At 41.0% G+C, this 25,909-nt stretch carries 18 protein-coding genes; 10 read left to right on the top strand and 8 right to left on the bottom strand.

From position 1 onward, the window contains the following. Positions 1–21: 21 nt before the first annotated feature. The 9 genes from ACTJKC_RS21285 to ACTJKC_RS21325 all read left to right on the top strand — a co-directional run bounded on the left by ACTJKC_RS21285 (position 22) and on the right by ACTJKC_RS21325 (position 16,178). Complete coding sequence (locus ACTJKC_RS21285; RefSeq protein ID WP_440795100.1) at positions 22–1,413, top strand: BNR repeat-containing protein; 1,392 nt, start codon at positions 22–24, stop codon at positions 1,411–1,413. A 28-nt stretch (positions 1,414–1,441) separates the two neighbouring features. Continuing rightward, entirely contained in the window at positions 1,442–3,589 is a 2,148-nt protein-coding gene (locus ACTJKC_RS21290; RefSeq protein ID WP_440795102.1) for a family 43 glycosylhydrolase, read from the top strand. Further along, positions 3,589–4,704 (top strand): glycoside hydrolase family 88/105 protein, encoded by a 1,116-nt coding sequence (locus ACTJKC_RS21295; RefSeq protein WP_440795103.1) that lies wholly within the window; start codon positions 3,589–3,591, stop codon positions 4,702–4,704. Before ACTJKC_RS21290 ends, ACTJKC_RS21295 begins: the two co-directional genes overlap by 1 nt. A gap of 1 nt (position 4,705) precedes the next feature. Next, positions 4,706–5,947 carry a DUF2264 domain-containing protein gene (locus ACTJKC_RS21300; RefSeq protein WP_440795105.1) on the top strand — a complete coding sequence of 414 codons (1,242 nt, stop codon included), beginning with the start codon at positions 4,706–4,708 and terminating at the stop codon, positions 5,945–5,947. A 417-nt stretch (positions 5,948–6,364) separates the two neighbouring features. Next, positions 6,365–9,349: a SusC/RagA family TonB-linked outer membrane protein gene (locus tag ACTJKC_RS21305; RefSeq protein WP_440795107.1), complete on the top strand. Its 2,985-nt coding sequence runs from the start codon at positions 6,365–6,367 to the stop codon at positions 9,347–9,349. 11 nt (positions 9,350–9,360) lie between these two features. Continuing rightward, a complete protein-coding gene (locus ACTJKC_RS21310; RefSeq protein WP_440795109.1) occupies positions 9,361–10,986 on the top strand; it encodes a RagB/SusD family nutrient uptake outer membrane protein in 1,626 nt (541 codons plus the stop codon). A gap of 88 nt (positions 10,987–11,074) precedes the next feature. Further along, a complete protein-coding gene (locus tag ACTJKC_RS21315; RefSeq protein WP_440795111.1) occupies positions 11,075–12,187 on the top strand; it encodes a glycoside hydrolase family 43 protein in 1,113 nt (370 codons plus the stop codon). Positions 12,188–12,266: 79 nt separating this feature from the next. After that, positions 12,267–14,108, top strand: a complete 1,842-nt coding sequence (locus ACTJKC_RS21320) for a glycoside hydrolase family 35 protein (protein WP_440795113.1) — start codon at positions 12,267–12,269, stop codon at positions 14,106–14,108. Positions 14,109–14,213: 105 nt separating this feature from the next. Continuing rightward, entirely contained in the window at positions 14,214–16,178 is a 1,965-nt protein-coding gene (locus ACTJKC_RS21325; protein WP_440795115.1) for a glycoside hydrolase family 127 protein, read from the top strand. Between the two features lie 262 nt (positions 16,179–16,440). Here the strand turns inward: ACTJKC_RS21325 and ACTJKC_RS21330 are convergent, their stop codons facing one another. The 7 genes from ACTJKC_RS21330 to ACTJKC_RS21360 all read right to left on the bottom strand — a co-directional run bounded on the left by ACTJKC_RS21330 (position 16,441) and on the right by ACTJKC_RS21360 (position 24,526). Then, complete coding sequence (locus ACTJKC_RS21330) at positions 16,441–17,406, bottom strand: glycoside hydrolase family 43 protein (RefSeq protein ID WP_440795117.1); 966 nt, start codon at positions 17,404–17,406, stop codon at positions 16,441–16,443. A 77-nt stretch (positions 17,407–17,483) separates the two neighbouring features. Beyond that, positions 17,484–17,699 carry a hypothetical protein gene (locus ACTJKC_RS21335; protein WP_440795119.1) on the bottom strand — a complete coding sequence of 72 codons (216 nt, stop codon included), beginning with the start codon at positions 17,697–17,699 and terminating at the stop codon, positions 17,484–17,486. A gap of 7 nt (positions 17,700–17,706) precedes the next feature. Continuing rightward, positions 17,707–19,248, bottom strand: coding sequence for an alpha-N-arabinofuranosidase (locus ACTJKC_RS21340; protein ID WP_440795121.1), 1,542 nt, complete (start codon positions 19,246–19,248; stop codon positions 17,707–17,709). Between the two features lie 29 nt (positions 19,249–19,277). Beyond that, entirely contained in the window at positions 19,278–21,278 is a 2,001-nt protein-coding gene (locus tag ACTJKC_RS21345) for an alpha-L-arabinofuranosidase C-terminal domain-containing protein (RefSeq protein ID WP_440795123.1), read from the bottom strand. 368 nt (positions 21,279–21,646) lie between these two features. Further along, on the bottom strand, positions 21,647–22,501 hold the full coding sequence (locus ACTJKC_RS21350; protein WP_440795125.1) for an SGNH/GDSL hydrolase family protein: 855 nt from the start codon (positions 22,499–22,501) through the stop codon (positions 21,647–21,649). 272 nt (positions 22,502–22,773) lie between these two features. Then, complete coding sequence (locus ACTJKC_RS21355) at positions 22,774–23,922, bottom strand: FAD-dependent oxidoreductase (protein WP_440795127.1); 1,149 nt, start codon at positions 23,920–23,922, stop codon at positions 22,774–22,776. Next, positions 23,915–24,526, bottom strand: a complete 612-nt coding sequence (locus ACTJKC_RS21360; RefSeq protein WP_440795129.1) for a TetR/AcrR family transcriptional regulator — start codon at positions 24,524–24,526, stop codon at positions 23,915–23,917. Before ACTJKC_RS21360 ends, ACTJKC_RS21355 begins: the two co-directional genes overlap by 8 nt. Before the next feature lie 219 nt (positions 24,527–24,745). Here ACTJKC_RS21360 and ACTJKC_RS21365 point away from each other — a divergent pair, with 219 nt between their 5' ends. Further along, positions 24,746–24,961, top strand: coding sequence for a hypothetical protein (locus ACTJKC_RS21365; RefSeq protein ID WP_440795131.1), 216 nt, complete (start codon positions 24,746–24,748; stop codon positions 24,959–24,961). A gap of 14 nt (positions 24,962–24,975) precedes the next feature. Here the strand turns inward: ACTJKC_RS21365 and ACTJKC_RS21370 are convergent, their stop codons facing one another. Beyond that, positions 24,976–25,845: a 1-aminocyclopropane-1-carboxylate deaminase/D-cysteine desulfhydrase gene (locus ACTJKC_RS21370; protein WP_440795133.1), complete on the bottom strand. Its 870-nt coding sequence runs from the start codon at positions 25,843–25,845 to the stop codon at positions 24,976–24,978. Positions 25,846–25,909 lie beyond the last annotated feature (64 nt).

Here is a 25,909-nt window from a genome sequence, read left to right on the forward strand (position 1 = left end):
AATGGCTATCCCTAAACTGTTATGATATTGTATAAATTTAATCCCTGTTCTTTGCTCTCTACCAGCCTGGCTAAAATGATAAGCCAAAAAGCCTGTTTTTTATTTTGTTTAACAGTTTTTGGTGTGTTGTTTTTGTCTTTTAACCATTGTGAGGCACAACACATAAAAATTAGCTCAGTAGCCGGTAACGGATGGGCCAATAACTCAGTAAATGCCGTTATTTTTCGTAAAAACTCCATTGTAACTTATAAAAATACCCAATATGCGGCTTTTTATAATGCCGATCAGTTTGTAGTTCTGGCTAAAAGACAAAGTAAAGCCAAATCATGGATCTGCAGTAAAACGCAATATCAGGGCGATGCAACCGATGCGCACAAATCCATCAGCATTGCAGTCGACGGGGCTGGGTACCTGCATATGGCTTGGGGGCAGCACAACAACCAGCTAAATTATGCTAAAGCAGTTTCTCCCGGCTCGCTAATGCTTGGTGAAAAAAAACCGATGCTTGGAAAAAAGGAAGAAAAAGTAAGTTATCCGGAGTTTTACAAACTCAGCGATGGAGATTTGCTTTTTTTCTATCGCGATGGGGGCTCGGGCAATGGAAATCTGATGATTAACCGTTATTCGCTCCGCAATAAACAATGGAGCCGCGTGCAAGATGGCCTGATTGATGGAGAAGGCAAGCGAAATGCTTATTGGCAGGTGGCAACTGATAAAGCCGGTGGATTGCATATTTCGTGGGTTTGGCGCGAAAGTCCGGATGTGGCCAGCAATCATGATCTGGCCTACGCGAAATCAACAGATGGTGGCATTACCTGGGTTAAAAGTACAGGTGAAAAATATAAATTGCCCATCACGGAATCAAATGCGGAGTATGCACTTAAAATACCTCAAAAAAGTGAATTAATAAACCAGACATCAATGTTTGCAGATGAAAACGGAAGGGTTTTTATCGCAGGATACTGGATAGATAAACCAGATTCCATTCCACAATACCATATTGTTTTTAACGATGGGAGCGGCTGGAAAGTGAATAAACTGGCTTTCAGAAATACACCTTTCAGTTTAAGTGGCGGCGGCACAAAGAAAATTCCCATTTCCCGTCCGCAGATTATAGCCTGGCTTTACCAGAAAAGTTATGCTGCCGGAATTTTGTTCAGGGATGCCGAACGAGGCAATAAAGCCTCGATTGCATTAAATCAAAATATTTATACCAGCAACTGGAAAGTGGAAGACTTAACCCAAACCAGTGTGGGCGATTGGGAACCGAGTTACGATACCGAACTCTGGAAAGATCGCGGCATCCTGAATATTTACATCCAGAATGTAACGCAGATCGATGGGGAAGGCAAAGCAGCTACAAAGCCAACAGCTGTGCAGGTGCTGGAGTGGCCGCCAAAAAACAATAGATAAACTTAAACACACAAAGATTAAACTATATATGAAATTGATTTCGCGCTTATGGCTGCTGGTTTTTTTAATCCCCTTTCAATTAGCAGCACAGAAGAAAACCGCTGCAGATGAAAAAATGTCGGCTTACCTGTTTGTGTATTTCACCGGAAACAATAAATCGGAAGAGGCCATACATTTTGCCATCAGTAACGATGGATTTACCTACCGGGCACTCAATAACGATCAGCCTGTTTTATCTTCAGCAAACATCAGCTCAAGTGGAGGCGTTCGTGATCCGCATATTTTGCGTGGTGCGGATGGCAAAACCTTTTACATGGTGGCCACCGATATGGAATCGGTAAAAAGTTGGGATTCCAACCGGGCGATGGTGTTGCTAAAATCAACAGATTTAATTCACTGGAGTTCCAAAGTAGTCAATATTCAAAAGAGGTTTAAGGGTAACGACAGTTTAAAACGCGTATGGGCGCCGCAGACCATTTATGATGCGAAAGCTAAAAAATATATGGTGTACTGGTCTATGAAACACGGAAACCAGTCCGATATTATCTATTACGCTTACGCCAATGCAGATTTTAGCGATCTGGAAACAGAACCCAAACAACTGTTTTTTAGTCCTGCAAATGGCTCTTGTATCGATGGCGATATCATTTACCACGATGGAAAATACAATCTTTTTTTCAAAACAGAAGGTGAAGGAAATGGCATTAAAAAAGCCGTTTCAAGCGAACTGACTAGGGGTTATGTGCAGGAAGATCGTTATTTACAGCAAACTAAAGAGGCGGTAGAGGGTGCCGGGGTATTTAAGCTCAACAATAACAGCGGCTATATTCTGATGTACGATGTGTACATGAAAGGCCGCTACCAGTTTACCAGAAGTACTGATCTAAAAAACTTTAAAGTGGTTGATGAAGCCGTAAATATGAACTTCCACCCCCGCCATGGTACCGTTTTGCCCATTACCTCCGCAGAAGCGGCACGACTGGTGTCTGAATGGTATTCGCCACAGGCAATTTTCGAATCGGCAACTGCTCCTGTTATCAAAACCAATAACATTGTGGTCGATTTTACTAAAAATACCGTGTTTTTTCCGCTTAAGTATGGCGCAAATTTAAAAGCGGTTAATCCAAAGTTTATTTCTTTTCCGGGTATTGAAATTTCTCCGTCCGGACCTGTCGATTTCAGTAGAGGTGCGGTAAATATCAAAATTAAACTGGCAGGTAAAACAGCGCAAACCTTTAAAGCATCGGCTGAAATCAACAATAATCCGGTATTGCCCGGTTATTTTGCCGATCCAGAGATTATTTATTCTCATAAAACCTCGAAATATTATCTATATCCAACCAGCGATGGTTTTACCGGCTGGAGCGGTACTTATTTTAAAACCTTTTCTTCTGCCGATCTGGTGAACTGGAAAGATGAAGGCATCATTCTGGACCTGAACCGGGATGTAAGCTGGGGGAAAAGAAATGCATGGGCGCCAACCATCGCTGAAAAGAAAATCGGGACTGAATTTAAGTATTTCTACTATTATACTGCCGCCCAAAAAATAGGTGTGGCGGTTTCCGATCATCCGAACGGACCATTTAAAGACAGTGGCAGGGCATTGATTGATCAAAAGCCAAAAGGCATAAAAAACGGGCAGGAAATTGATCCGGATGTATTTACAGATCCCAAAACGGGCAAAAGTTACCTTTATTGGGGAAATGGTTACATGGCCTGTGCTCAATTGAATGATGATATGGTTTCTATTGACAGCAGTACCGTAAAAATAATCACACCGACCAAAAGTTTCAGAGAGGGTACAGAGGTGTTTTTCCGCAATGGAAAATATTATTTCCTGTGGTCAGAAGATGATACCCGCAGCGAAAATTACAGGGTAAGTTATGGCTATTCTGATAGTCCAACCGGCACAATCACTATCCCCGAAAATAACCTCATTTTAGCCAAGGTACCCGAGGAGGGGATTTATGGCACCGGGCACAATAGCGTCATCCAAATTCCCGGTAAGGATGAATGGTATATGGTATATCACCGTTTTACCCTTCCAAAAGGGATAAATATGGGCAGGGCAGCCGGTTACAATCGTGAAGTTTGCATTGATAAAATGGAATTTAATGCCGATGGTACCATCAAAAAAGTCATTCCAACCAAAAAAGGTATAAATCCAGTCAACTAATGAAGAAAATATACAACACATTTATACTTGCAATACTGTTTTCGGTTATTGTAAAGGCACAAAACACGAAGCCGGAAGTACTCCGGATCATTAATAAAGTAAACCACTACTGGCAAAGTAACAACAAAGCCGAAGTACGTGCTTTTTGGGATAATGCAGCTTACCATACCGGGAATATGGAGGTATTTGCCTTAACAAAAGATGAAAACTATCGTAAATATTCTGAAACCTGGGCCGCATATAACCAATGGATGGGTGCAAAATCAACCGATAAAAGCCAGTGGAAATATAAATACGGCGAAACCGACGATTATGTGCTTTTTGGCGACTGGCAAATCTGCTTTCAAACCTATATCGATCTCTATCATTTAGATCCGCAGGAACATAAAATAGCCAGGGCCAAAGAAGTAATGGAATATGAGATGTCCAGTCCGGCAAGCGATTATTGGTGGTGGGCCGACGGTTTGTACATGGTAATGCCGGTAATGACTAAACTTTACAAAACCACAGGTAACAAACAATACCTCGAAAAATTGCACGAATACTTTTCATATGCCAACAGCATTATGTACGATCAGGAAACGGGGCTTTATTACCGCGATGCCAAATATGTGTATCCCAAACACAAAAGTGTAAACGGGAAAAAAGATTTCTGGGCACGGGGCGATGGATGGGTTTTCGCCGGTTTGGCAAAAGTGCTTAAAGATTTGCCTAAAAATGATCAGCACCGAAAAGAATACATCAGCAAATATAAACGAATGGCCAATGCCATTATCGAAAGTCAGCAGGCAGAAGGCTATTGGACGAGGAGTATGCTGGATGCCGCACATGCACCGGGTCCCGAAACCAGTGGAACGGCCTTTTTTACCTATGGTTTACTCTGGGGAATTAATAACGGTTACCTCAAAGAAAAAACCTACCTGCCAGCAGCCATAAAAGGCTGGAAATACCTTAGCAAAACGGCTTTACAGGAAAACGGGAAAATTGGTTTCGTACAACCCATAGGAGAGAAAGCTATTCCGGGACAGGTTGTCGATCAAAACTCAACTTCCAATTTTGGCGTGGGTGCTTTCCTGTTGGCAGGATGTGAATATTACAGATTTTTAAAAAAATAGCATGAAAACATTATACAAAAGCTTACTGGTAATTGCAATTGCTGCTTTAACCTTGCCGGTATCGGCACAAAAAAAGAAAAAAAGTGAAGAAAACTTAAGCGACAGGCAATTTTGGCTGCAACAGATGGATAAAATGGTAAGGCCGGTTTTGTACAACCTGGCTAAAGATAGTCTGCGTATTGCCATGCCGCAGGTTACCTCCATCCATATTGATAATAAAGATCACCGGATAAAAGTACAATATGTAGAGGTGTTAGGCCGCGTTTTAAGCGGAATAGCGCCATGGCTGCAACTGGAAGATGGCGATGCCAAGGAAATTGCGCTTCGTAAACAATACCGCGAATGGGTAATCCAGGGATTAAAAAACTCCCTTGATTCGAACGCCAGGGATTTTATGAACTATGATATAGGCGGACAGCAACTGGTAGATGCTTCCTATGTGGCACTGGCCATCATCAGGGCACCGTGGATCTGGGAACACCTGGATGCGAAAAATCAGGCGCTGATGGTGAAATCGATCATCACCACCCGTAAATTTAAACCTGTATTTTCGAACTGGCTGTTGTTTTCGGCCATGAACGAGGCCTTTTTGGCTAAATTCGGTTACAGCTGGGATCCCATGCGGGTAGATTATGCCTTACAGCAAATGGAACAATGGTATGTGGGCGATGGCATGTATAAAGATGGCAGCACTTATGCTTTCGATTATTATAACAGTTATGTGATTCATCCATATCTCGCCAAAATAGCCGATATTATTGGAAGTAAGGTAAGAGACTATAACGGCATGTTCGAAAAAATCAGGAAAAGAAATGAACGTTATGCCATTATTCAGGAGCGCCTGATTAATACCGATGGAACTTATCCTGCTACCGGCCGATCAATTGTGTACCGTGGAGGTGCCTTTCACCACCTGGCTGATATGGCCTATAGAAAAGCCTTGCCTAAGCAGCTCAGTCCTGAGCAGGTACGTTGTGCCCTTACCGCAGTAATTAAAAAAACATTAGAAAGCCCCACCACTTATAAAAACGGTTGGTTAACCATAGGTTTGTACGGTTCGCAACCCGATCTTGGCGATTTTTACAATAACCAGGGCAGTCCTTACATCTGTACCAATATTTTTCTTCCTTTGGGTTTGCCTGCCAGCGATCCCTTTTGGACTAACCCACCTGCCAAATGGAGTGCGCAGCGCATCTGGGCCGGAGAAGATTTCCCGAACGACCATAGTGCCGATTTAAGGTAACCTATCAACTTAAGCGTACTGCTGTTAAGTTTAGAATTTTTAACCACAAACGCACACAGATAAACACGGATTGATATCTGTGTGCATTCTTTTCATTTGCAGTTAGATAAGACAATCCTATATTTTTTAAAATAAACGTTTTTTAAACGTTTAAAAATCATTCAAAATCTATAAAAATGCCTGGAACGGCCTTTTTTTAACAAAAAATCAGAATTTAACCCCTATTAATTACCGTATTACCCCTCACTGCGGAGGTAATATTTGTGCTTTATTTGCTTAAACCAAATATAAAACTATCCCAACATGTAACTAAATCCCCATTACCCGTCATCAGGAAAGTCTCTGATTGACCGCGGAAAGAAAAACGTCAATTATTCAGTAATTGATTTCATCCCTAACAACTAACCAAATAACATTATGCAAAAAAAATTACTATCACTATTAAAGTATATGGCACTGCTGGCAATATTCGTTATTGCGGGTGCAGGCCATTTGTTCGCCCAAACTGTTCCGGCAGAGATAAGCGGGACCATACAGGATATAAAGGGTGCACCAATTCCGAGTGTTACGGTAAAAAACCTAACCTCTTCAAAAGTAGTCGTATCAGATGGCAACGGAAGGTATAAGATAGCCGCTGCCAGGGGCGAAAGTTTATCTTTCAGTTTTATCGGTTATAACACCATCACACAGGTTGTGGCCAGCCAGGCGGTAATAAATATAAAACTCCAGGAAGCCGGCGACAAAACATTAAACGATGTAGTAGTTGTGGGTTACGGTACGCAGAAAAGATCTGATGTAACCGGTTCAGTAGTATCGGTACCTAAAGCAAGGCTATCACAATTACCTGTAACCAATGTAATGCAGGCTTTAGAAGGCGCGGTTGCAGGTGTTAATGTTACAACTACTTCATCCGTACCTGGCAGTCAACCTGCAACGCTTGTACGTGGACAAAATTCGATAAACGCCAATTCAGGCCCTTATGTGGTGGTAGATGGTGTGCCGTTAACAAAAACCGGCGGTTCGCTGAATGATATTAATCCGAATGATATTGCTTCGATGGAAATTCTGAAAGATGCCAGTGCAACTGCAATTTATGGTACAAATGGTTCAAACGGTGTAATTCTGATCACCACAAAAAGAGGAACCTCGGGCAAGCCGGTAATCCGTTATAGCGGTTATGTGGGATTAGAAAACCTGGCGCATATTTTAGAACCACGCAGTGGTGAGGAGTATCTTCAAAAATATGCCGATTATTTAAAACAGACCAATCAGGTACAACAACGTCCGGTACCAAATATCGGCGAACTTCCGGCCTACAATGCCGGTACCACAACCGATTGGGTAAAAGAAGCAACACAACAGGGGCAGATGCAAGACCATAGCCTGAGTATTTCGGGCGGCTCTCCTGATGTAAAATATTTTATTTCCGGCGATTACCTTAAACAAAAAGGTGTAGTAAAAGGCTACCAGTTTAACCGCGTTGCCTTACGTTCTAACCTGGATGTAAATGTAACCAGTTTCTTAACCGTTGGTACTTCATTGTTTCTTACCAGCAACAATTACGATGGCGGAAGGGCTAACTTATTGTTTGCTACGGCGATGAGCCCTTACGGGCAAGAGTATAATGCAAATGGAACTTATGCCATTTACCCCATGAATCCGGAGCAGTTGTACACCAATCCGCTTTTAGGACTAAACACTACACAGATCAGCAGGACTACCAATATCAATGGAAACGGTTATGCCGAAATTAAATTTCCTGGCGTGTTACAGGGTTTAAAATACAGGTTAAATGCGGGTTATACCTATTTTCCAAAAAGGGAGGGCAGTTACATTGGTCGTTTAGCTAACGATATGCTGGGTACGGCCAGAAGTTTCAATGCCTCTACAAACAGTTACACGGTAGAAAATATCTTAACCTATTCGAAAGATATTAAAAAACACCATTTCGATTTTACGGCGCTTTATAGTGCCCAGGAACGTAAATACAACGAAACTACAGCTGGTGGTGTAGGTTTTATAAACGACGAACTGGGTTTAGATAATATCGGTGCCGGTGCAACGCAAACCAGTGGCTCATACCGCGATAGATATGGCCTTAATTCGCAAATGGGACGTTTGTTCTATTCGTATGACAGCCGTTATTTATTAACCTTAACTGCCCGTAGAGATGGTTCTTCAGTATTTGGCGCCAATACCACTAAATATGGCGTTTTCCCTTCAGCGGCAATCGGCTGGAACATTTCTAACGAAAGCTTCATGAAAAATGTTTCGTTAATCAATAACCTGAAATTAAGGCTTTCTTATGGTAAAACAGGTAATGAAGCCATTCCGGTTTACAGAACCATTACCACTGATGGAACATCCCGCTCGCCATTTAACGGCATCAGTACCATTGGCGTGCAGGCAGGCAATCTGGGTAATACTTCATTGCAGTGGGAAACCACAAAAACAGCCAATATTGGTGTCGATTTTGGAATCCTTAAAAACAGGATCAACGGTAGCATTGAGGCTTACCAGAACAAAACCAGCGGATTATTATTGTTAAGAAGCTTGCCAATTATTACCGGTTATAATAATGTTTACGATAATATCGGTAAAACAGAAAACAGAGGGTTGGAGCTAACTTTGAATACACAAAACTTTGTTGGTGATAAATTCCGTTGGGAAACCATGCTGGTATTCGCTACCAATAAAAATAAAATTACTTCATTGTATGGCGATGGAAAAGACGATTTAGGAAACAGGTGGTTTTTAGGTCAGCCGATTAGCATTGTTTACGATTACAAAATGACAGGTGTTTGGCAAACCGGTGAGGACGTTTCAAAACAGGATCCAACGGCCAAACCGGGAAGCTTAAAATTTGCTGATTTAAATGGTGATGGAAAAATCACTGCAGATGACAGGACTATTTTAGGCCAGATTGCGCCAAAATGGACCGGTGGTATTACCAATACTTTCCATTACAAAAATGTTAACCTGAGCATTTTTATTCAAACTGCACAAGGAATGACGAAAAACAACCCTGATTTAACCTATGGTGATGAAACCGGCCGTAGAAATACACCAGCCGAAATCGGGTACTGGACGCCTGAAAACATGAGCCAAACCAGGCCGGCACTCTCTTATAACAATACCTTAGGTTATGGATATGCTTCAGATGCAAGTTATACCCGCATTAAGGATGTTACATTGAGTTATGTTTTTGGTCAGTCGGTTTTAGATAAACTGCACCTGGGTAGTTTAACCGTTTATGCCAGTGGCCGTAACCTGCACACTTTTACAAAATGGGTAGGCTGGGATCCTGAAAACAATTATTCTTCCCGTGGCTCTGGCGACTGGACCAACAACTATCCCATCACCAGGACTTTTGTATTCGGTTTAAATGTTTCATTACGTTAAATTTTATTATTATGAAAAAGAATATCACCATCATAACAGCATTAGCGGTATTATTTTTTGCATTTTCATCATGTAAAAAAGCATTTCTGGATGAAAAACCCTTTTCTGCATACACCCCGTTAACGCTTACCGATTCACTGGGCTTTGAGGCCTCGTTAATCGGTTTATACAACCATACCAGTACCATCTTTTCGTGGTCGGACCAACAGGGCTGGCCAAGTGTTTGGCAGGTAGGTACCGATGTTGCCAATGCAACCAATAACCAGCAGGGCGTAGAAATCCCTTATTATAACTATGCCACTTTAACCCCTACGGATAATGGTTCTGCCCGTACCTGGAACAGAAATTACATTATGATCAACCTAACCAACATTATTGTTGATGGGATCGAAAATCCTTCTGTTACCTCCTTAAGTGCCAAAGGAAAAAGCCTGGTAAGTGCCGAAGCTAAATTTTTCAGGGCTTATGCCTATAATAACCTGGCTACCTGCTATGGGGGCGTACCTTTAATTGTTCATGCCTTGAGCGGTCCAAAAACCGATTTTGTACGCGCACCGCTAGATGATGTAAACAATTTTATTGTTAGCGATCTCATTTATGCTGCGGCAAATTTACCAGATATCGAAGCGGTAAAAACAAATACAAAAGGCAAAATGTATGGCAGGGCCAACCGTTTTATGGCCATGCAGCTTCTTGCTGAAGTGTACCTTAGAATGAATAAACCAGATTTGGCCGAGCAGCAGGCACAGGCCATTATTGCCAGCGGAAAATTCAGTTTAATTAAAAACCGTTATGGTGTAAAAAGCAGTTTGCCAGGCGATTATTATTCTGACATGTTCCAGTATGGCAACCAAAGGCGCTCGCAGGGCAATACAGAAGCCATATGGGTGTTGGAGCAAGAAAATCCAACCAGTGTGGTAGGCGGTATTACCGATAATCCGCAACAACGCAGGGTGTGGGGTGCAGCCTATTATAATATTGCCGGTATGGCATTGGCCGATTCGTTAGGAGGCCGCTCTATTGGCCGTTTACGTTTAAGTAACTGGGTTTTATATGGCCTGTATAAAGGAAAAGATATCAGAAACTCTCAATACAATATCCGTAGAAGATACTATTACAACGACCCGAACCCTACTTATGCAGCAAGATACGGTAAACAGGTGCCTTTCACCGGACCAGATACCCTGATCAATATTTGCCCAAGTACAACAAAATGGGGTGCTTTTGATCCCAATGATACTTTTGGTTATGCGATGATCAAAGATTTTATCCTGATGCGCCTGGGCGAAACTTATTTATTACTGGCTGAAGCGCAGGTAAAACAGGGCAAAACCAATGAAGCTGCAAACACCATTAATGTATTGAGGACGCGTGCAGGTGCAGATCAGGTTTCGGCATCACAAATGACAATGGATTTCATTTTGGATGAACGTGCACGTGAGCTGATCGGAGAGGAAAACAGAAGGATGACTTTAATGAGAACGGGTACCCTGGTAGAAAGAGCACTTCGTTTAAACTCAAATGATGCTTCTAAACCAATTACCGGTTTAACTGCCAAAAATTTATTGTTACCGATCCCGTTGGGCGAAATACAATTAAATAAAGATGCCGTTATTACCCAAAATCCGGGTTACTAATTAATTATCCGGGTCATCATTTACTGATGGCCCGATAATAAAACATTGATTATATTACCGCATCAAACTTTTCAAACAAAACCTGATTATGCTTAAAACCAGATTACCCCTTGCACTGATTTTATTCTTTATTTCATTTTCGAATAACTTATTCGCACAAAAAAAGCTCAATGCTTTTTTCCCCGGTAAAATATGGAAAGACAATAATGGTGTGCATATCAATGCACATGGCGGCGGCATTGTAGAATACAAAGGCACTTATTATTGGTATGGCGAACATAAAATTGAAGGCGAAAAAGGCAATACCGCGCAGGTGGGTGTACACTGTTATTCATCAAAAGATTTATACAACTGGAAAGATGAAGGCATTGCCCTTGCTGTTTCTGATGATTTGAAAAGCGATATTGCCAAAGGATGTATTTTGGAGCGCCCAAAAGTGGTGTACAACAAAAAAACCAGGAAATTTGTGATGTGGTTCCATTTAGAGCTTTTGGGCAAGGGTTACGAAGCTGCCCGTGCTGGTGTGGCCGTTGCCGATAAAGCAACAGGACCTTACACTTTTATTAAAAGTTACCGGCCAAATGCAGGTAAAATGCCATTTTATGCGAGTGGCACTCCTTTAACTGAGCAGGTACACTGTGATCAACCAGCCAATAAAAGCGATGGCTTTTTCTGCCGCGATTTACCCGGAGGCCAAATGGCGAGAGACATGACGGTTTTTGTTGATGATGATGGCAAAGCTTACCACATTTTCTCTTCCGAAGAAAACTTTACCCTGCACCTTGCAGAATTAACACCAGATTATTTAAGCCATACCGGAAAATTTATCAGGATATACGTGGGGCATCAAACCGAGGCGCCTGCACTGTTCAAAAAAGATGGGATTTATTATATGGTAGGCTCAGGCTGTACCGGATGGGCACCCAACCCGGCCAGGTGGTTTAAATCAAAATCGATTTTCGGTCCGTGGGAGTTTATGGGTAATCCCTGCGAAGGCGAAAAATCAAATATTACTTTTGGAGGTCAGAGTACCCATGTGCTGCCTGCCCCGGGTAAAAAAGGCGAATTTATTTTTATGGCCGATAAATGGGAACCTAAAAATGCAATTGATGGCCGTTATTTATGGTTACCGATCAAATTTGATAAAGGAGACATCAAAATCAGCTGGCTCGATAAATGGGACCTGAGCATCTTCAAATAAACTAAAATACATTAAAATTAAAAAACAACTTGCGCTGAAAAGCGGGATAATGGATGTTTTTTATCCTAAAATTCTACCTATGAATACATTAAAATTAAAAAAATACCTGCTCCTGATTAGTGCTTTATGGTATGCCGGAGCAGCATTTGCACAGCAGGGCAACCATACTTTTAAACTCGGTGAAAGTGATTTCCTTTTAGATAACAAACCTTTTCAGATCATTTCAGGAGAGATACATTATCCAAGGGTACCGAAAGAAGCCTGGCGCGACCGCATGAAAATGGCGAAAGCTATGGGCTTAAATACCATAGGCACCTATGTATTCTGGAACCTGCACGAACCCCAGAAAGGTAAATTCGATTTCTCGGGCAATAACGATATTGCAAGCTTTGTTAAAATTGCTAAAGAAGAAGGCTTGTGGGTAATCCTGAGGCCTAGTCCATATGTTTGTGCCGAATGGGAATTTGGCGGTTACCCATATTGGTTGCAGAACGAAAAAGGCCTGGTTGTGCGTAGCAAACAGGAAGAATACCTGAACGAATACCGCAAATACATCAACGCTGTGGGCAAACAACTGGCACCATTACAAATCAACCACGCAGGAAACATCCTGATGGTGCAGGTAGAAAACGAATATGGTTCTTACGCCGCTGATAAAGAATACCTGGATATCAACCGGAAAATGTTTATCGACGCAGGCTTTGATGGATTACTTTATACCTGCGATCCTGAAAGTGATATTATTGGTGGGCATTTAAAAGGTTTATTGCCGGCCATTAACGGTCAGGATAATCCAGAAAAGGTTAGAAGCGCCATCAATAAATACCACGATGGCAAAGGACCATATTTTATTGCAGAATGGTATCCCGCCTGGTTCGATTGGTGGGGAGCGGCACACCACACCATTCCCGCTGAAAAATATACAGGCAAACTTGATTCGGTACTGGCTGCGGGTATTTCTTTAAATATGTATATGTTCCATGGCGGCAGCACAAGGGCATTTATGAACGGTGCAAATTATAAAGATATTTCGCCTTACGAACCGCAAATCAGCAGTTACGATTACGATGCCCCTTTAAATGAGGCAGGTAACGCAACCGAAAAGTTCAGGCAGTTCCGTGCCGTGATTCAAAAGCACCTGCCAAAAGGCACAAAATTGCCAGCTATCCCTGCTGATAAGCCTGCAATTGCCATTAAACCTTTCAAGCTTACCAGTGTATCAAACGTTTTTGATCATTTGCCCAAGGGTATGGAGAACGATAAACCGCTAACTTTTGAAGATTTAAATCAGGATTATGGTTATATGCTTTACCGCGCCACAATTGAAGGTGGCAAAAAAGGAATGCTCAAAATTAATAAACTGAGGGATTATGCCCTGATTTTTATAAATGGTAAGCGGGTTGGGATATTAGATAGAAGACTCAACCAGGATAGTATCATGCTGGATTTACCTAATGGCAGGCTGCAACTTGATATTTTTGTAGAGAATATGGGGCGGATTAATTTTGGTAAATACCTGTTAGACAATAAAAAAGGCATTACCGAAAGTGTTTTATTCAATGGCGCTGAATTAAAAAAATGGACAATGTTCAGTTTGCCTTTTAACCATACTGAAGCCACTGATGCCAAAGCCCCTGCAAATATCGCCAGTGAAGGCCCGGTAATCAGAAAAGGAACTTTTAACCTTGCCAAAACCGGCGATACCTATCTTGATATGCGTGCCTGGGGCAAAGGCGTGGTTTGGGTAAACGGACATAATTTAGGCAAATATTGGTCTATTGGCCCTCAGCAAACCATTTACCTGCCAAAAGAATGGTTAAAAGCAGGTAAAAACGACATTACTGTGTTAGAATTGCTGGATAATAAGCAAGCTACGTTAGAGGCTATATCTACCCCGATTCTAAACAGCCTGAAAAAATAATGAGGGCATAAAACCCGGTATGCAAGTGCAGATTCCGATAAATAAATTTTTACCTTAGGTAGCTGTAATAAAAACGCCAAAATTATCACCGTTAAAATATTGAACATGAAGTACTGTCTGTTTTTTTTATTGATCTGTACAAAATTAAGCTTTGCCCAAAACCTGCAGGATTACCGCATTAGTCCTGTAGAATTTAATAAAGTAAAGCTAACAGATAAATTTTGGCTGCCCCGTGTCGAAACCAATAAAGAAGTAACCATCCCGACTTCATTTGCCCGTTGCGAAAATACCGGCAGGTTAAAAAACTTCGAAATGGCGGCAAAAAAAAGCGGGAAATTCTGCACGGCCTATGTATTTGATGATACCGATATTTACAAAACCATCGAGGGGGCTTCTTATTCGCTCGCTGTTTATCCTGATGCAAAGCTCGAGGGGTATATCGATTCATTAATTGTGGTAATCGCAAATGCACAGGAACCGGATGGTTATCTCTATACTGCAAGGACCATAAATCCTGCAAATCCGCCATCCTGGTCCGGAAAAGAGCGTTGGGTAAACGAAGGGAATATGAGTCACGAATTGTATAACTCAGGCCATTTAATCAAATCGGCAGTGGCGCATTACCAGTCAACAGGCAAGAAAAACCTGTTAAATATTGCCATAAAAAACGCTAATCTGCTCGTGGCCACCTTTGGGCCGGGCAAAAGGAGTGTAGCCCCCGGACATGAGATTGTAGAAATGGCCCTCGTGCGATTATACCAGGTTACAGCCAATGAAAGTTACCTTAAACTGGCGAAATTTTTTATCGATCAAAGAGGAAAAAAGCAATACGATGCAAAAGATAAAAACCCCTGGAAAAACGGCGCATACTGGCAGGATCAAACTGCGGTAATCAACCAGGATGAAGCTGTTGGCCATGCCGTAAGGGCGATGTATTTATATTCCGGCATGGCCGATGTTGCTGCTTTAACCGGAGATAAAGATTACCTGAATGCCATTGATAAAATTTGGGCCAACATGTGCGGCAAAAAAATGTATGTAAACGGTGGCATTGGTGCTGTACCCGATGGCGAACGCTTTGGTGAAGATTACGAATTGCCCAACGCCACTGCTTATAACGAAACCTGTGCAGCAATTGGTAACGTGTACTGGAACCAGCGCATGTTTTTGTTGCATGGTGATGCTAAGTATATCGATTTGATGGAAAAAGTGATGTACAATGCGTTGCTTTCGGGTGTAGGCCTGGATGGGAAAACATTTTTCTATACCAATGCGATGCAGATTTTCGACGGGCCTCATCATAAAGATGCTGAGCCGGGAAGGTCTGGCTGGTTCGAATGTTCCTGCTGCCCAACCAATATGTCGCGTTTTTTGCCCTCTCTTCCAGGTTATATTTATGCACAATCCAAAGATCAGGTTTATGTGAACCTTTTTGTAGCCAGTTCTACTGAGCTGAAAGTGAATAATCAGTTGGTTAAAATTACCCAGCAAAACAATTACCCCTGGGAGGGAAACCTTAATTTTGGTATAGATCCTCAGGAAGCCAGCACTTTCAGTCTTAAATTACGCTTGCCTGGTTGGGCAATGAACGAGGCAATTCCCTCTGATCTTTATAGTTACCACCAGAAAGGGAAAGCAGGATTTACGATAAAAGTAAATGGTAAAAACGCAAAATATCAGATCGAAAAAGGTTATATAACCATCCAAAAACTTTGGAAAAAAGGGGATAAGGTTGAATTTGTGCTTCCGATGGAAGTGAAAAAAGTAACCGCAAATGCAAAGCTTAAGGAAGATGCAGGCAAGATCGCTTTGCAACGCGGACCAATCATGTTTTGTGCAGAAGCGGCAGATAATACAGTAAAAATAAGTTCAATTAAGGTGCCCGGAAATACACAATTTAAATATTCTTTTAATTCAGCGCTTTTAAATGGAGTGGCAGAACTGAGCGGTAACGCTGTAACCACCGCAGCTGATGGAAATGATGTAACTGTGCCATTTAAGCTCATTCCATATTATGCATGGGCAAACAGGAGCAAAGGAGAAATGAGTATCTGGTTTCCTGAATTGTAAAAAAAAATCCCCGCGGTTTGTCACCCTAAGGGATAATTTATTGCATAAAAATTAGTATAAATGATAGAAGAGTTTGCGTGAATAATATCGTCATTTCGACTGAAGCCCATCGATTTTTCATCGGTAGAATAATGGAGAAATCCTTTAAATTTGATGCAAAGATCTCTCCACTTCGCGTTGTTTGGGTCGAGATGACGATTTTTCTATTGGACTCTGTCAATGGGAGTAATCCTGGCTGCGCTGGAATGAAGACCCTTCTTTTTTATTTCGCTTTTTTCACGCCTTCACTCGTCATTACAATTCTTTTGATCGTTCCGTCGCTATTGTAATTTAAATAATCGATACAAACTGATCTCCTAAAACTTCCTCCATCGGTATTAATAGCGCCGTTATGGTAAATAAAATATGATTTTCCTTTAAAATCGATGATGGCCTGGTGATTGGTATTGGAGTTTCCGGCAATTTCATTTAAAATACCTTTATATTCCCATGGGCCATTTACATTCCTGCTCATCGCATAAACAATCTTTTCAGGGAAACCCGATGCATAGGATAAATAATACCATTTTTTGCGTTTATGGATCCACGGTGCCTCTGTAAATTCGGGAACTTCTACTTTTTTAACTGGACCATCCAACTCAACCATATTCTTTTTCAGTTTGGCATAATAACACCTTTGATTGCCCCAAAATAGATACGCCTGTCCGTCGTCGTCAATAATTACTGTCGGATCGATATCATCCCAGCTAATTTTTACATCAGTAGTCATATCATTTGTAATCAAAGCTTTTCCAATCGCATCTTTAAAAGGCCCGCATGGGTTATCGGCCACTGCCACACCGATAGATTTACCATGGATACTGCCGTGCTGGATGGCCACATACCAATAAAATTTTCCACCGCGTTCAATTACCTGCGAAGCCCATGCGTCATCGCTGGCCCAGGCGAAACTTTTTACATTCAACGGCGATGGATGCTCTTTCCAGGTTACCATATCGGCTGATGAATAACATAGCCATTCGTGCATTTCATAACGATCTTTGCCTTTGGGTGCAACGTCGTGTCCGGTGTATAAATAAACCGAATCGCCATAAACAAAAGCTGCCGGGTCGGCGGTATATTTATCTGTAATAATCGGGTTGCCTTTAGAAACGATGATTTTCTCTTGTGCTTTTGCTGCTAAGAAACTAATTGAAAAACCTAAGAGCGATAAGAATATTTTTTTCATTTTTATTGAGTTAATAAATAGATCAGTTTTTTGTTATTCTACTAATAAAACAAATCCACCATTCGGTTTCATGGTGATTATACTGGTACCCTGGCCATTCCATCAGGCGTTTCTGCCAAATGCTGCACTCTCGATTGAAAAATTACTGGGAAGGCAAGTTCAAAGCCATTGGTGGTATTACGGCTTATTTTAGGAAACTTGTTCAAGATCATCGGTGTAAAATCCATCGGTTCGAACACATTCTGTATGGCAATAATTATGGAAAATGGAAGGGCAGGGACTTTATATTTCATTACGGGATTATTTTAATTCGAGTACGACAACAGATTGTGCGGGAAGCTCCACTTTCAATGTATTACCCGATTTTTTAGCCCCTGTAAATTTTGCATTGTGCACTTTACTGGCATTTGTAAACGTATTTACATCAGTAAGTTGTGCTGATGTTAAAATCTGGCCGGTAACGTTTTTCCATTTTAATTCTCCAAGATCTGTGCGTAAATCAATTTTGTTTTTTGGATCGAGGTTAACCAGCGAAATATGGATGGCCCCTGTACTATCCTGCGATGCAGAAACATTTAACGCGGGGATTTTTTTATCCCCCAGGCTGTAATCGGGACTGGTAAAATTAACGGGCAAATATTTGGCATCCATGTGCACTTTATACAGATCGAAAACATGATAAGTGGGGGTAAGTACCATTTTATCTTTTTCAGTTAAGATTAAAGCCTGTAGTACGTTTATGGTTTGCGCGAGGTTTGCCATTCGCACACGATCGGAATGGTTGTTGAAAATATTAAGGGTTGTGCCTGCAATTAAGGCATCGCGCAGGCTGTTCTGCTGGTAAAGAAAACCAGGATTTGTGCCAGGCTCTACATCCGTCCAAATTCCCCATTCATCAACAATGAGGGCTACTTTCTTTTTTGGATCGTATTTATCCATAATAGCAGCGTGTTTGCTCACAATTTCTTCCATGCGCAAACAGTTTTTCATGGTGTTAAAATACTGTTCTTCATCAAATTTTGTGGCAGATCCTTTGGCGCTCCAATTGCCCGTTGGCAGGGTGTAATAATGCAGGGTTAATCCCCACATTCTGCCTGCCCCAATTTTTTTCATGCAGGTTTCTGTCCATCGGTAATCATCTGCGTTGGCACCACTGGCAATTCTTTTTAAAGGTGTCCCTGCATAATCTCTTGCATAAGTGGCATATCTACGGTATAAATCGCTGTAATATTCAGGGGTCATATTTCCCCCGCAGCCCCAGCTTTCATTCCCAACGCCCCAGAACGAAACTTTCCAGGGTTTATCCATACCATTTTGTTTGCGGATGGCTGTCATTGGGCTTACACCGTCGAAATTAAGGTATTCTACCCATTTAGCCATTTCCTCAACGGTTCCGCTGCCTACATTGCCGGCAATGTAGGGTTCGCAATCGAGCATTTTACAAAGGTCCAGAAACTCGTGCGTACCAAAACTATTGTCTTCGGTTACACCTCCCCAATTGGTATTTACCATTTTTGGGCGTTCGTTTCTCGGGCCTATGCCATCACGCCAATGGTATTCATCGGCAAAACAACCGCCCGGCCAGCGCAGATTAGGAACTTTTATTTTTTTCAGGGCATCTACCACATCTAATCTTATTCTGCCTTTATTCGGGATACCTGAGTTTTCACCCACCCAGAAACCATCGTAAATGCAACGGCCCAAATGCTCGGAAAAATGGCCATAAATGTGTTTGCTAACAATTTGATTTCCTGATGGTTTAATGCTGAGCAGGGTTTCGGTTTGTGCATGGATTAATGAGCTGCTACAGAGCAGAGCAATTAAAAGGGTTAATTTTTTCATCTGTTTAGATTGTTATGGCGCCCGGTTTTTTAATTAAAAGGGATTTTAATTACGCTGAAAGAATAGGGCTTTAAGCTGGTATTTAATTTTCTGCCTTTTAAATTGATGGTTGAAACTTTTGGACTTAGTGCCTGAGGATTATCGAATGAATTTACCTGATTGAGGTTCGAATCAGCCAGTTCTTCCAGTGTTCCGCTGTTTTTTAATTTGGTTTTTCCATCCAGTTCAAAATCAATTAACTGGCTTTGACCCGTATTATTGGCTATTTTGATAATCAGTTCTTTTTTGTTTTTATCGAGTACAGAGGAGGCGTACAACCCGTCCTGACCAATGATATTTTTATCATCCAATGTGATCGAAACTACATCAGTTCCTTTATTGGTGGCAAAAAGTTTCTGCACATAATAATCGGGCGTGCCGTAAACATTCAGGTTATCTACCCAAATCATATCCGGAGCCCACTGCCAGGCATCAATATGTGCAAAAAGTGGTGCATATGAGGCCATTTGAACTACATCGGCGTTGCGCTCCAAACCTGTCATTAAAGCCGCTGAAGCCAGGGCACTTTGCCAGTTATTGCGGTTGCTGCCAATCACGTTTTTATCTGCGTGAACAGCATATTCGCCTACAAAAACTTTCGATTCGTTCCGTGGATAATTATCATAGCGTCCCGCATTTTTCAAAAACCAATCTGCCGGGCGGTAATAATGTTCATCTATAAAATCGGCTTTATTTTCTCTTAATGAAGTATTGAGCAGGTTAAAACGGTCGCCCTCTGGATCAGTGCCCGAACTGTTGATGAGTTTAAAATCAGGATATTTTGCTTTAATGGCCCTGGTGAAAATGGCCAGGCGTTCGAGGTATTGAGGTCCCCAGTTTTCGTTTCCAATGCCCATCATTTTTAAGTTAAAGGGTTTCGGGTGACCCAGATCTGCCCTCATTTTACCCCATTTGGTGTTTACCTCGCCATTGGCAAATTCGATCAGGTCGAGGGCGTCCTGAACATAAGGATCAAGCTCATCCAGGGCGACTACTTCCCCGGTATTAAACTGACAGGCCATGCCACAGTTTAAAATGGGCAGGGCGTCCGAACCAATATCTTCTGCCAGCTGGAAGTATTCGAAAAATCCCAGGCCAAAACTCTGGTAATAATCTGGCGCAGGGCGGTGTGCAAATTCCGTATTCCACCTGTTGATGAGTTGCTGCCTGTTTTCTATCGGGCCTATTGTTTTTTTCCATTGATAACGGTTGGCCAAATCGGTGCCTTCTACAATGCATCCTCCGGGGAAACGGATAAAACCAGGTTTCATATCTGCCAAAAGCTGAACCATATCGGCTCTTAAACCTTGCTTACGGCCTTTCCAGGTATCGCCTGGAAAAAGCGAAACCATATCCAGATCGATTTGACCTTTTCCTTCAAAGACGATGGCAAATTTTGCTTTTGGATCTGTTTCTGTGGCAATAAAACTGGCTGATTGTTTTTTCCAGTCGCTGCCGCTTTGCTCCGGAACAAGGTTTCCTTCTCCAATTACTTTATTGTTTGCACTTAATAACTGTAGGTGCAGGGTTACACCAGAGCTTTTCTGACGGTACATCACCGAGAAATCATAACGCAATCCTTTCTTTACACCTATGCCTTTAAAACCCTCGTTGGTAATGCCAAAGGTGCCATTTTCGTTGTTAATCTGCAGGTAACGTGGATTCGCTGTATTTACTTCTTTACGGTTAACAACCAAAATTTCGCCCTCAATAGCTTTTTTTCTTTGAATGCTCCAGCCCATTAAGGGTTTTGCAAATTCGAACGACCTGTTTTTAATCAGTTCTGCATAAATTCCGCCATCGGCGCCAAAGTTGATATCCTCAAAAAATACGCCCCACATATTGGGTTGAACCTTTGCAAGGGTATAATCTGGCTTAATTTTAACAACTTTTGGGATTTGCGCCTGCACTAACATCGGGATGGCTGTAAAACTTAGCGAAAAAGTAAAACAGGCGTTTAACACGCTTTTTTTAAGTGCGTTTAATTTCATTGGTTTTTAATATTTGGTCGATTCTAATTGTAAAAGTAAAATATTTAACATAATAAACGTTATTTATACGATTATTATTTCCAAATAAAATAATCTACAATGTTATCATGTGCAGGGAAATGAACTGGCTTTATTGAAGCAATAAAATTTAGCTGAAAAAAGTAAAACTGCTGATTTTCAGAATGATCGCTATTGAATGACTATAATGCTTCACTGTAGTATATTAACATCGGTAAAATAAAATATCACGGGCAATATGACGCACCGAATCAGCTGTTTTCTGTTTGCATAAGTTACATTTTCCGATCCAAACGTAAGCGAAAAGTAATGGTAAACCATCAGGGGTAAAACTTCGGACAAAGGAAAGTTTACTGATCTACGTATTTTTTAAAAACGTGAACCAGACTTTCGGCAATGATTTTATTGCCTTTATCAGAAGGGTGCAAACCATCATAGGTCATTTTAATTGCATCCAACGGGTAAGGATAATCGTCGCTTTGAGGCTGGTAGGGGATAGAAGCCGATTCGGGATATTTATAGTTTTGGTACGCTCCGGTAGACGGATTTTTTAACCTTTTAAATTTGACTGATTTTTCGACTTTAAGCTTTTGATTATGGTAAAGATCAACTACAGGGAAGTTTTCATGCTTGCCAATTTCGGCGATTGCGTTGGCAAACATTTCTAAAGTCTGGCCATTTTTTGCTTTATACGATCCGAAGGCATTGTTGTTAGCATTGGCGATGTACACAAAATCATTCCGTTGCATTGGCGTTATGATTACAATTTTAGCGCCGGGGTTTAAACTTCTGATTTTATCAATGATGATTCGGTAAGCGCCACAGGTAGTTCCTGTTCCGGTGTTGTTGATATAATCGCTTAAAGAACCAACCGGGATTCCAGCCCACCAATCATTAGTACCCAGAAAAATGGAATATAAGTCTGACTGAACAATTCCCAGCTTATTAATTTCTTTCGCGATGCCAACGCTTGTCCAGCCGTTATGCCCCTGATTGATATAACTGATATTCGGTAAACGATCTTTAACCCGATCCATATAACCTTTTGTTACGCGGTTTCCGGTTTCATTTAGGTGGTTGTTGAGATAGTTGATGGAATCGCCAATGGCCGTCCACCTGATTTCTTTTGCAGGGATAAACGAAAAATTAATAATGGTGCTGAATAAAAAGATTAAAATAATTCGGTTATAGTTTTTCTTGCTCATAAAGCCTTAATAATCATCCTGGTGTTTAAAAAATGCCTGGCGATGAATTTAAGAAGAATATTTTAGGTTTTATTGTGATGTTTGGTTAAAAAAGATGCTGAAAGATAGTGGATTTTAATTCCGGAGAGCCGTGCAGAACTATTTTAACGACTTAAAGTCCTTCAGTGTAAAAGCAAATGTTTAAAAATGGTTTAAGCATTTGACTAACCAACATTAATAAAGCACATATTTACCGAAGAACGCTGTCAATTAAGAAATCTATGACAACCTCGTTATTCCCCTCCAATTACATCAATCAAAAAATTAATTGCATCAGCATAATGAAGTGCTTTTGTTGATTGCATGGTCATATCTGCCGTTTCCGAGGCCCTTTTTAACATTTGTTTTTCATATGCTGAAATGGCCTCTTTACTATTTGGAAAACGATTATCCTTAAAACATTCACTAAGCTCCAAAGCATCGAGCATGGCCATATTTACGCCTTCGCCAGCATAAGGAGGCATTAAATGTGCTGCATCGCCAAGCATGGTTAAATTTGAGATGGTTTCCCAGCTTTGATCCATCGGCATGCAATATTGCGGGCGGGGAACAAAAGCAGCAGATGCATTTTCGAACAGCTCGAGCCAGATCGAATCCCAGTCTGAAAACTCCCTTTTAAACCAGTTTACCACCTGGTTTTGATCAGAAAAATCGATTCCTGACTCCTTAGTCCAGGCTTCTGCGGTATTGCATCCGGTATAAAACACCAAACTGCCATCACCTTTTGAACTTACAATTAATGATTTTTCACTTCCCATGGCAAATATTTTTCCGCCGTTAAGCAGGGCATGCATTTTAGGTGTGGCAGTTGCTGACGAATAAACAGCACCTTCAACAACGGTAATGCCTGAATAAAAAGGCTTAACAGGTGTGATATACGGTCGGATTTTAGAGTTTGCGCCATCAGCAGCAATAACAATGTCTGCATGTACCATATCCTCGTTTTTGAACTCAATCAGCCACGATCCGTTATCGGATTTAAGTGATACGAAGTGACTGTTCCAGATTACAGTATCTTTTTCTAATGAATCTAAAAGGATCTTTTGCAGCGGACCACGGTCTATTTCCGGACGGAATGCCTCTCTATTTTCTGTGTCATTATCCTCAAATACAATATTGCCGTGCTGATCAACGATACGGGTACGATCTGCTCCGGGGCGATAATTGGCCATAAATGCATTCATAAGTCCGGCTGCCTGTAGCGCTGCAAGTCCCGATTCTTCATGTAAATCCAATGTAGCACCTTTTGGTCGTGCATTTTCGTTGGCGTCGCGTTCGTAAACGTTTATGTTAAAACCATCCATTTGTAGCAATCTTGCTAGCGTTAAACCACCCGGACCAGCGCCTATGATGGCAATTTTTTTATTTTTAATGTTATTCATTGTTTTTCTGATTGGTTACACCTTTAATAACGATTTCACAGCAGGTTAAAATCACTTCTTCGGTAATAATCTGTACCGGACGATCTAGATGATCGAAATATTCTGCTACCAGATCCTGAATAGGAGAGAAGAGTAATGCCCGGAGCACATCGTGTGGTAAACCGGGTATCAGGCCTGTTTTAACATGCGTTTTTAAGAAAAAATGGATCGGCGCAAAAAACGCACCTTGCTGTATATTTTTCGCCAGAAAAGCCTTATTTAAGAGAGGAGAAGATTTACCATATTGGATGAGTGAAAAAGCAGGTTTGTTGTTTTTAAGGTAGCTGAACGTATTTAACCAAAGTTTTTTCATTCCTTCGGCAAAACCCATCGCAGGATCGAAATCTTTTAACACTGCTTTTTCATAAGCGCCAAGTACTTCTTCAATAAACAGCTTTACCAGCAGATCTTCCTTATTTTCGTATTTGATGTAAATGGTACGGGGCGATATGTTTGCTGCCCTGGCAAGTTTTTGCATGCTGAGGTTTTCCAAACCTTCTTCAGAAATAATCTGTAAAGCAATGGATCGGATGGCTGATTCTTTCTCTAAACTTTTAGGCCTCATTTTGTTTTATCGTTTAACAAGCATCAAAAGTAAGTAAACGTTTGTTTACTTTTAAATTTAAAATAAATTTTGACAAATGGATTAATTTAGGGATGTACCGAAGAATAATTAACTATATAAGAAATATAAGCTTATATGGTTCTTAAATGCCTTAAATGGTTAAAAAATATAATAATAAATAAATGGTGATAAGAATTTATTGCATAAAAATCAATATTAATGACATATAAAATTGATTTTTTGCCCTGCTGCACAACCTCGGCTCGCCGCCGCCGAAGGGCTCTTTCTTTTTGGCATCAAAAAGAAACAAAACCGAGGCTTGCCGAGCTCATTAATGCAAATAAAAAAGATAAACAGCTTATTAATAAAATGCCGGCTGAAATTTTTTTTTTGGGGAGTCCGTGCTTTGGCCTGAGCTTCCTGAGAAACACCTAAAGTAGTTTCCAGCACTAAAACTTATTCTTCATGCCAAAAAGCCCCATCAATCCTCCGGTATGGATGGCAAGGATTTTATCGTTTTTATCAATAACGCCCTGTTTTTGTAAATTGACAATGGCATAAAACATTTTTGAGGTATAAACCGGGTCTAAAAGCAGTCTGGATTTAGCAGTAAAGATTTTAATAAAATCGATCAGTTCGGGAGTAGTTTTAGCATAACCGCCAAAATGATAATCAAGGTGTAATGTTATATGATTGGAAAGTGGTATGTATTTCTCTATTTCATCCTGAATAAATGATCCACCTTTTAACACCGGAATAATGTGGAGTTTGGTATTTAATTGATGTTGCTGTATCCCTTTTAGTAAACCAGCTGCGGTGGTTCCCGTTCCGGCGGCACAGAAAATATGATCGTAATTTTCAGTCAATTCGCTGATGATCTCTGCACAACCTGGTATGGCTTCCGGTGATGCACCACCTTCATCAATAAAAAATGCCTGTTTATCAGTCGCAAAATGCTGTTCAAACAATTTGTATTTATCCCGATAACTTTCACGGTCAACAAAAATGAGTTCCATGCCAAATAAGCGGCACAATAATAACATTTCATTCTTAACTTCTTCACCACGGACAAAAGCGGTCGATTTTAGTCCTGATCTTGATGCTGCCGCGGCCGTAGCCACCAGGTGATTGGAATAAGCCCCGCCAAAAGTGATTAAATGTGTTTTGTTTTCTGCGTTGGCTTTAGCTAAAATGTATTTGAGTTTGCGCCATTTATTGCCTGAAATGTAAGGATCAATCAGGTCATCGCGCTTAACAAAAAGATTGTTAAAAGGAGCCAACCCAATTTTTTGTACAGGACTATTTATTTCTTCGAACACGCGTAAAAATAAAAAACACCTGAGTATTTCAGGTGTTTTTAAGCATTATTATCTTTAATAATTT

Origin of the sequence: Pedobacter sp. 22226, from assembly GCF_052045455.1 — a bacterium.
Classification (GTDB): Bacteria; Bacteroidota; Bacteroidia; order Sphingobacteriales; family Sphingobacteriaceae; genus Pedobacter; species Pedobacter jeongneungensis.

Bases quoted from the DNA above. Each gene is read 5' to 3' on its own strand.
- ACTJKC_RS21285 (WP_440795100.1), top strand. From the start codon at position 22: ATGATATTGTATAAATTTAATCCCTGTTCTTTGCTCTCTACCAGCCTG.
- ACTJKC_RS21290 (WP_440795102.1), top strand. From the start codon at position 1,442: ATGAAATTGATTTCGCGCTTATGGCTGCTGGTTTTTTTAATCCCCTTT.
- ACTJKC_RS21295 (WP_440795103.1), top strand. From the start codon at position 3,589: ATGAAGAAAATATACAACACATTTATACTTGCAATACTGTTTTCGGTT.
- ACTJKC_RS21300 (WP_440795105.1), top strand. From the start codon at position 4,706: ATGAAAACATTATACAAAAGCTTACTGGTAATTGCAATTGCTGCTTTA.
- ACTJKC_RS21305 (WP_440795107.1), top strand. From the start codon at position 6,365: ATGCAAAAAAAATTACTATCACTATTAAAGTATATGGCACTGCTGGCA.
- ACTJKC_RS21310 (WP_440795109.1), top strand. From the start codon at position 9,361: ATGAAAAAGAATATCACCATCATAACAGCATTAGCGGTATTATTTTTT.
- ACTJKC_RS21315 (WP_440795111.1), top strand. From the start codon at position 11,075: ATGCTTAAAACCAGATTACCCCTTGCACTGATTTTATTCTTTATTTCA.
- ACTJKC_RS21320 (WP_440795113.1), top strand. From the start codon at position 12,267: ATGAATACATTAAAATTAAAAAAATACCTGCTCCTGATTAGTGCTTTA.
- ACTJKC_RS21325 (WP_440795115.1), top strand. From the start codon at position 14,214: ATGAAGTACTGTCTGTTTTTTTTATTGATCTGTACAAAATTAAGCTTT.
- ACTJKC_RS21330 (WP_440795117.1), bottom strand. From the start codon at position 17,406: ATGAAAAAAATATTCTTATCGCTCTTAGGTTTTTCAATTAGTTTCTTA.
- ACTJKC_RS21335 (WP_440795119.1), bottom strand. From the start codon at position 17,699: ATGAAATATAAAGTCCCTGCCCTTCCATTTTCCATAATTATTGCCATA.
- ACTJKC_RS21340 (WP_440795121.1), bottom strand. From the start codon at position 19,248: ATGAAAAAATTAACCCTTTTAATTGCTCTGCTCTGTAGCAGCTCATTA.
- ACTJKC_RS21345 (WP_440795123.1), bottom strand. From the start codon at position 21,278: ATGAAATTAAACGCACTTAAAAAAAGCGTGTTAAACGCCTGTTTTACT.
- ACTJKC_RS21350 (WP_440795125.1), bottom strand. From the start codon at position 22,501: ATGAGCAAGAAAAACTATAACCGAATTATTTTAATCTTTTTATTCAGC.
- ACTJKC_RS21355 (WP_440795127.1), bottom strand. From the start codon at position 23,922: ATGAATAACATTAAAAATAAAAAAATTGCCATCATAGGCGCTGGTCCG.
- ACTJKC_RS21360 (WP_440795129.1), bottom strand. From the start codon at position 24,526: ATGAGGCCTAAAAGTTTAGAGAAAGAATCAGCCATCCGATCCATTGCT.
- ACTJKC_RS21365 (WP_440795131.1), top strand. From the start codon at position 24,746: ATGACATATAAAATTGATTTTTTGCCCTGCTGCACAACCTCGGCTCGC.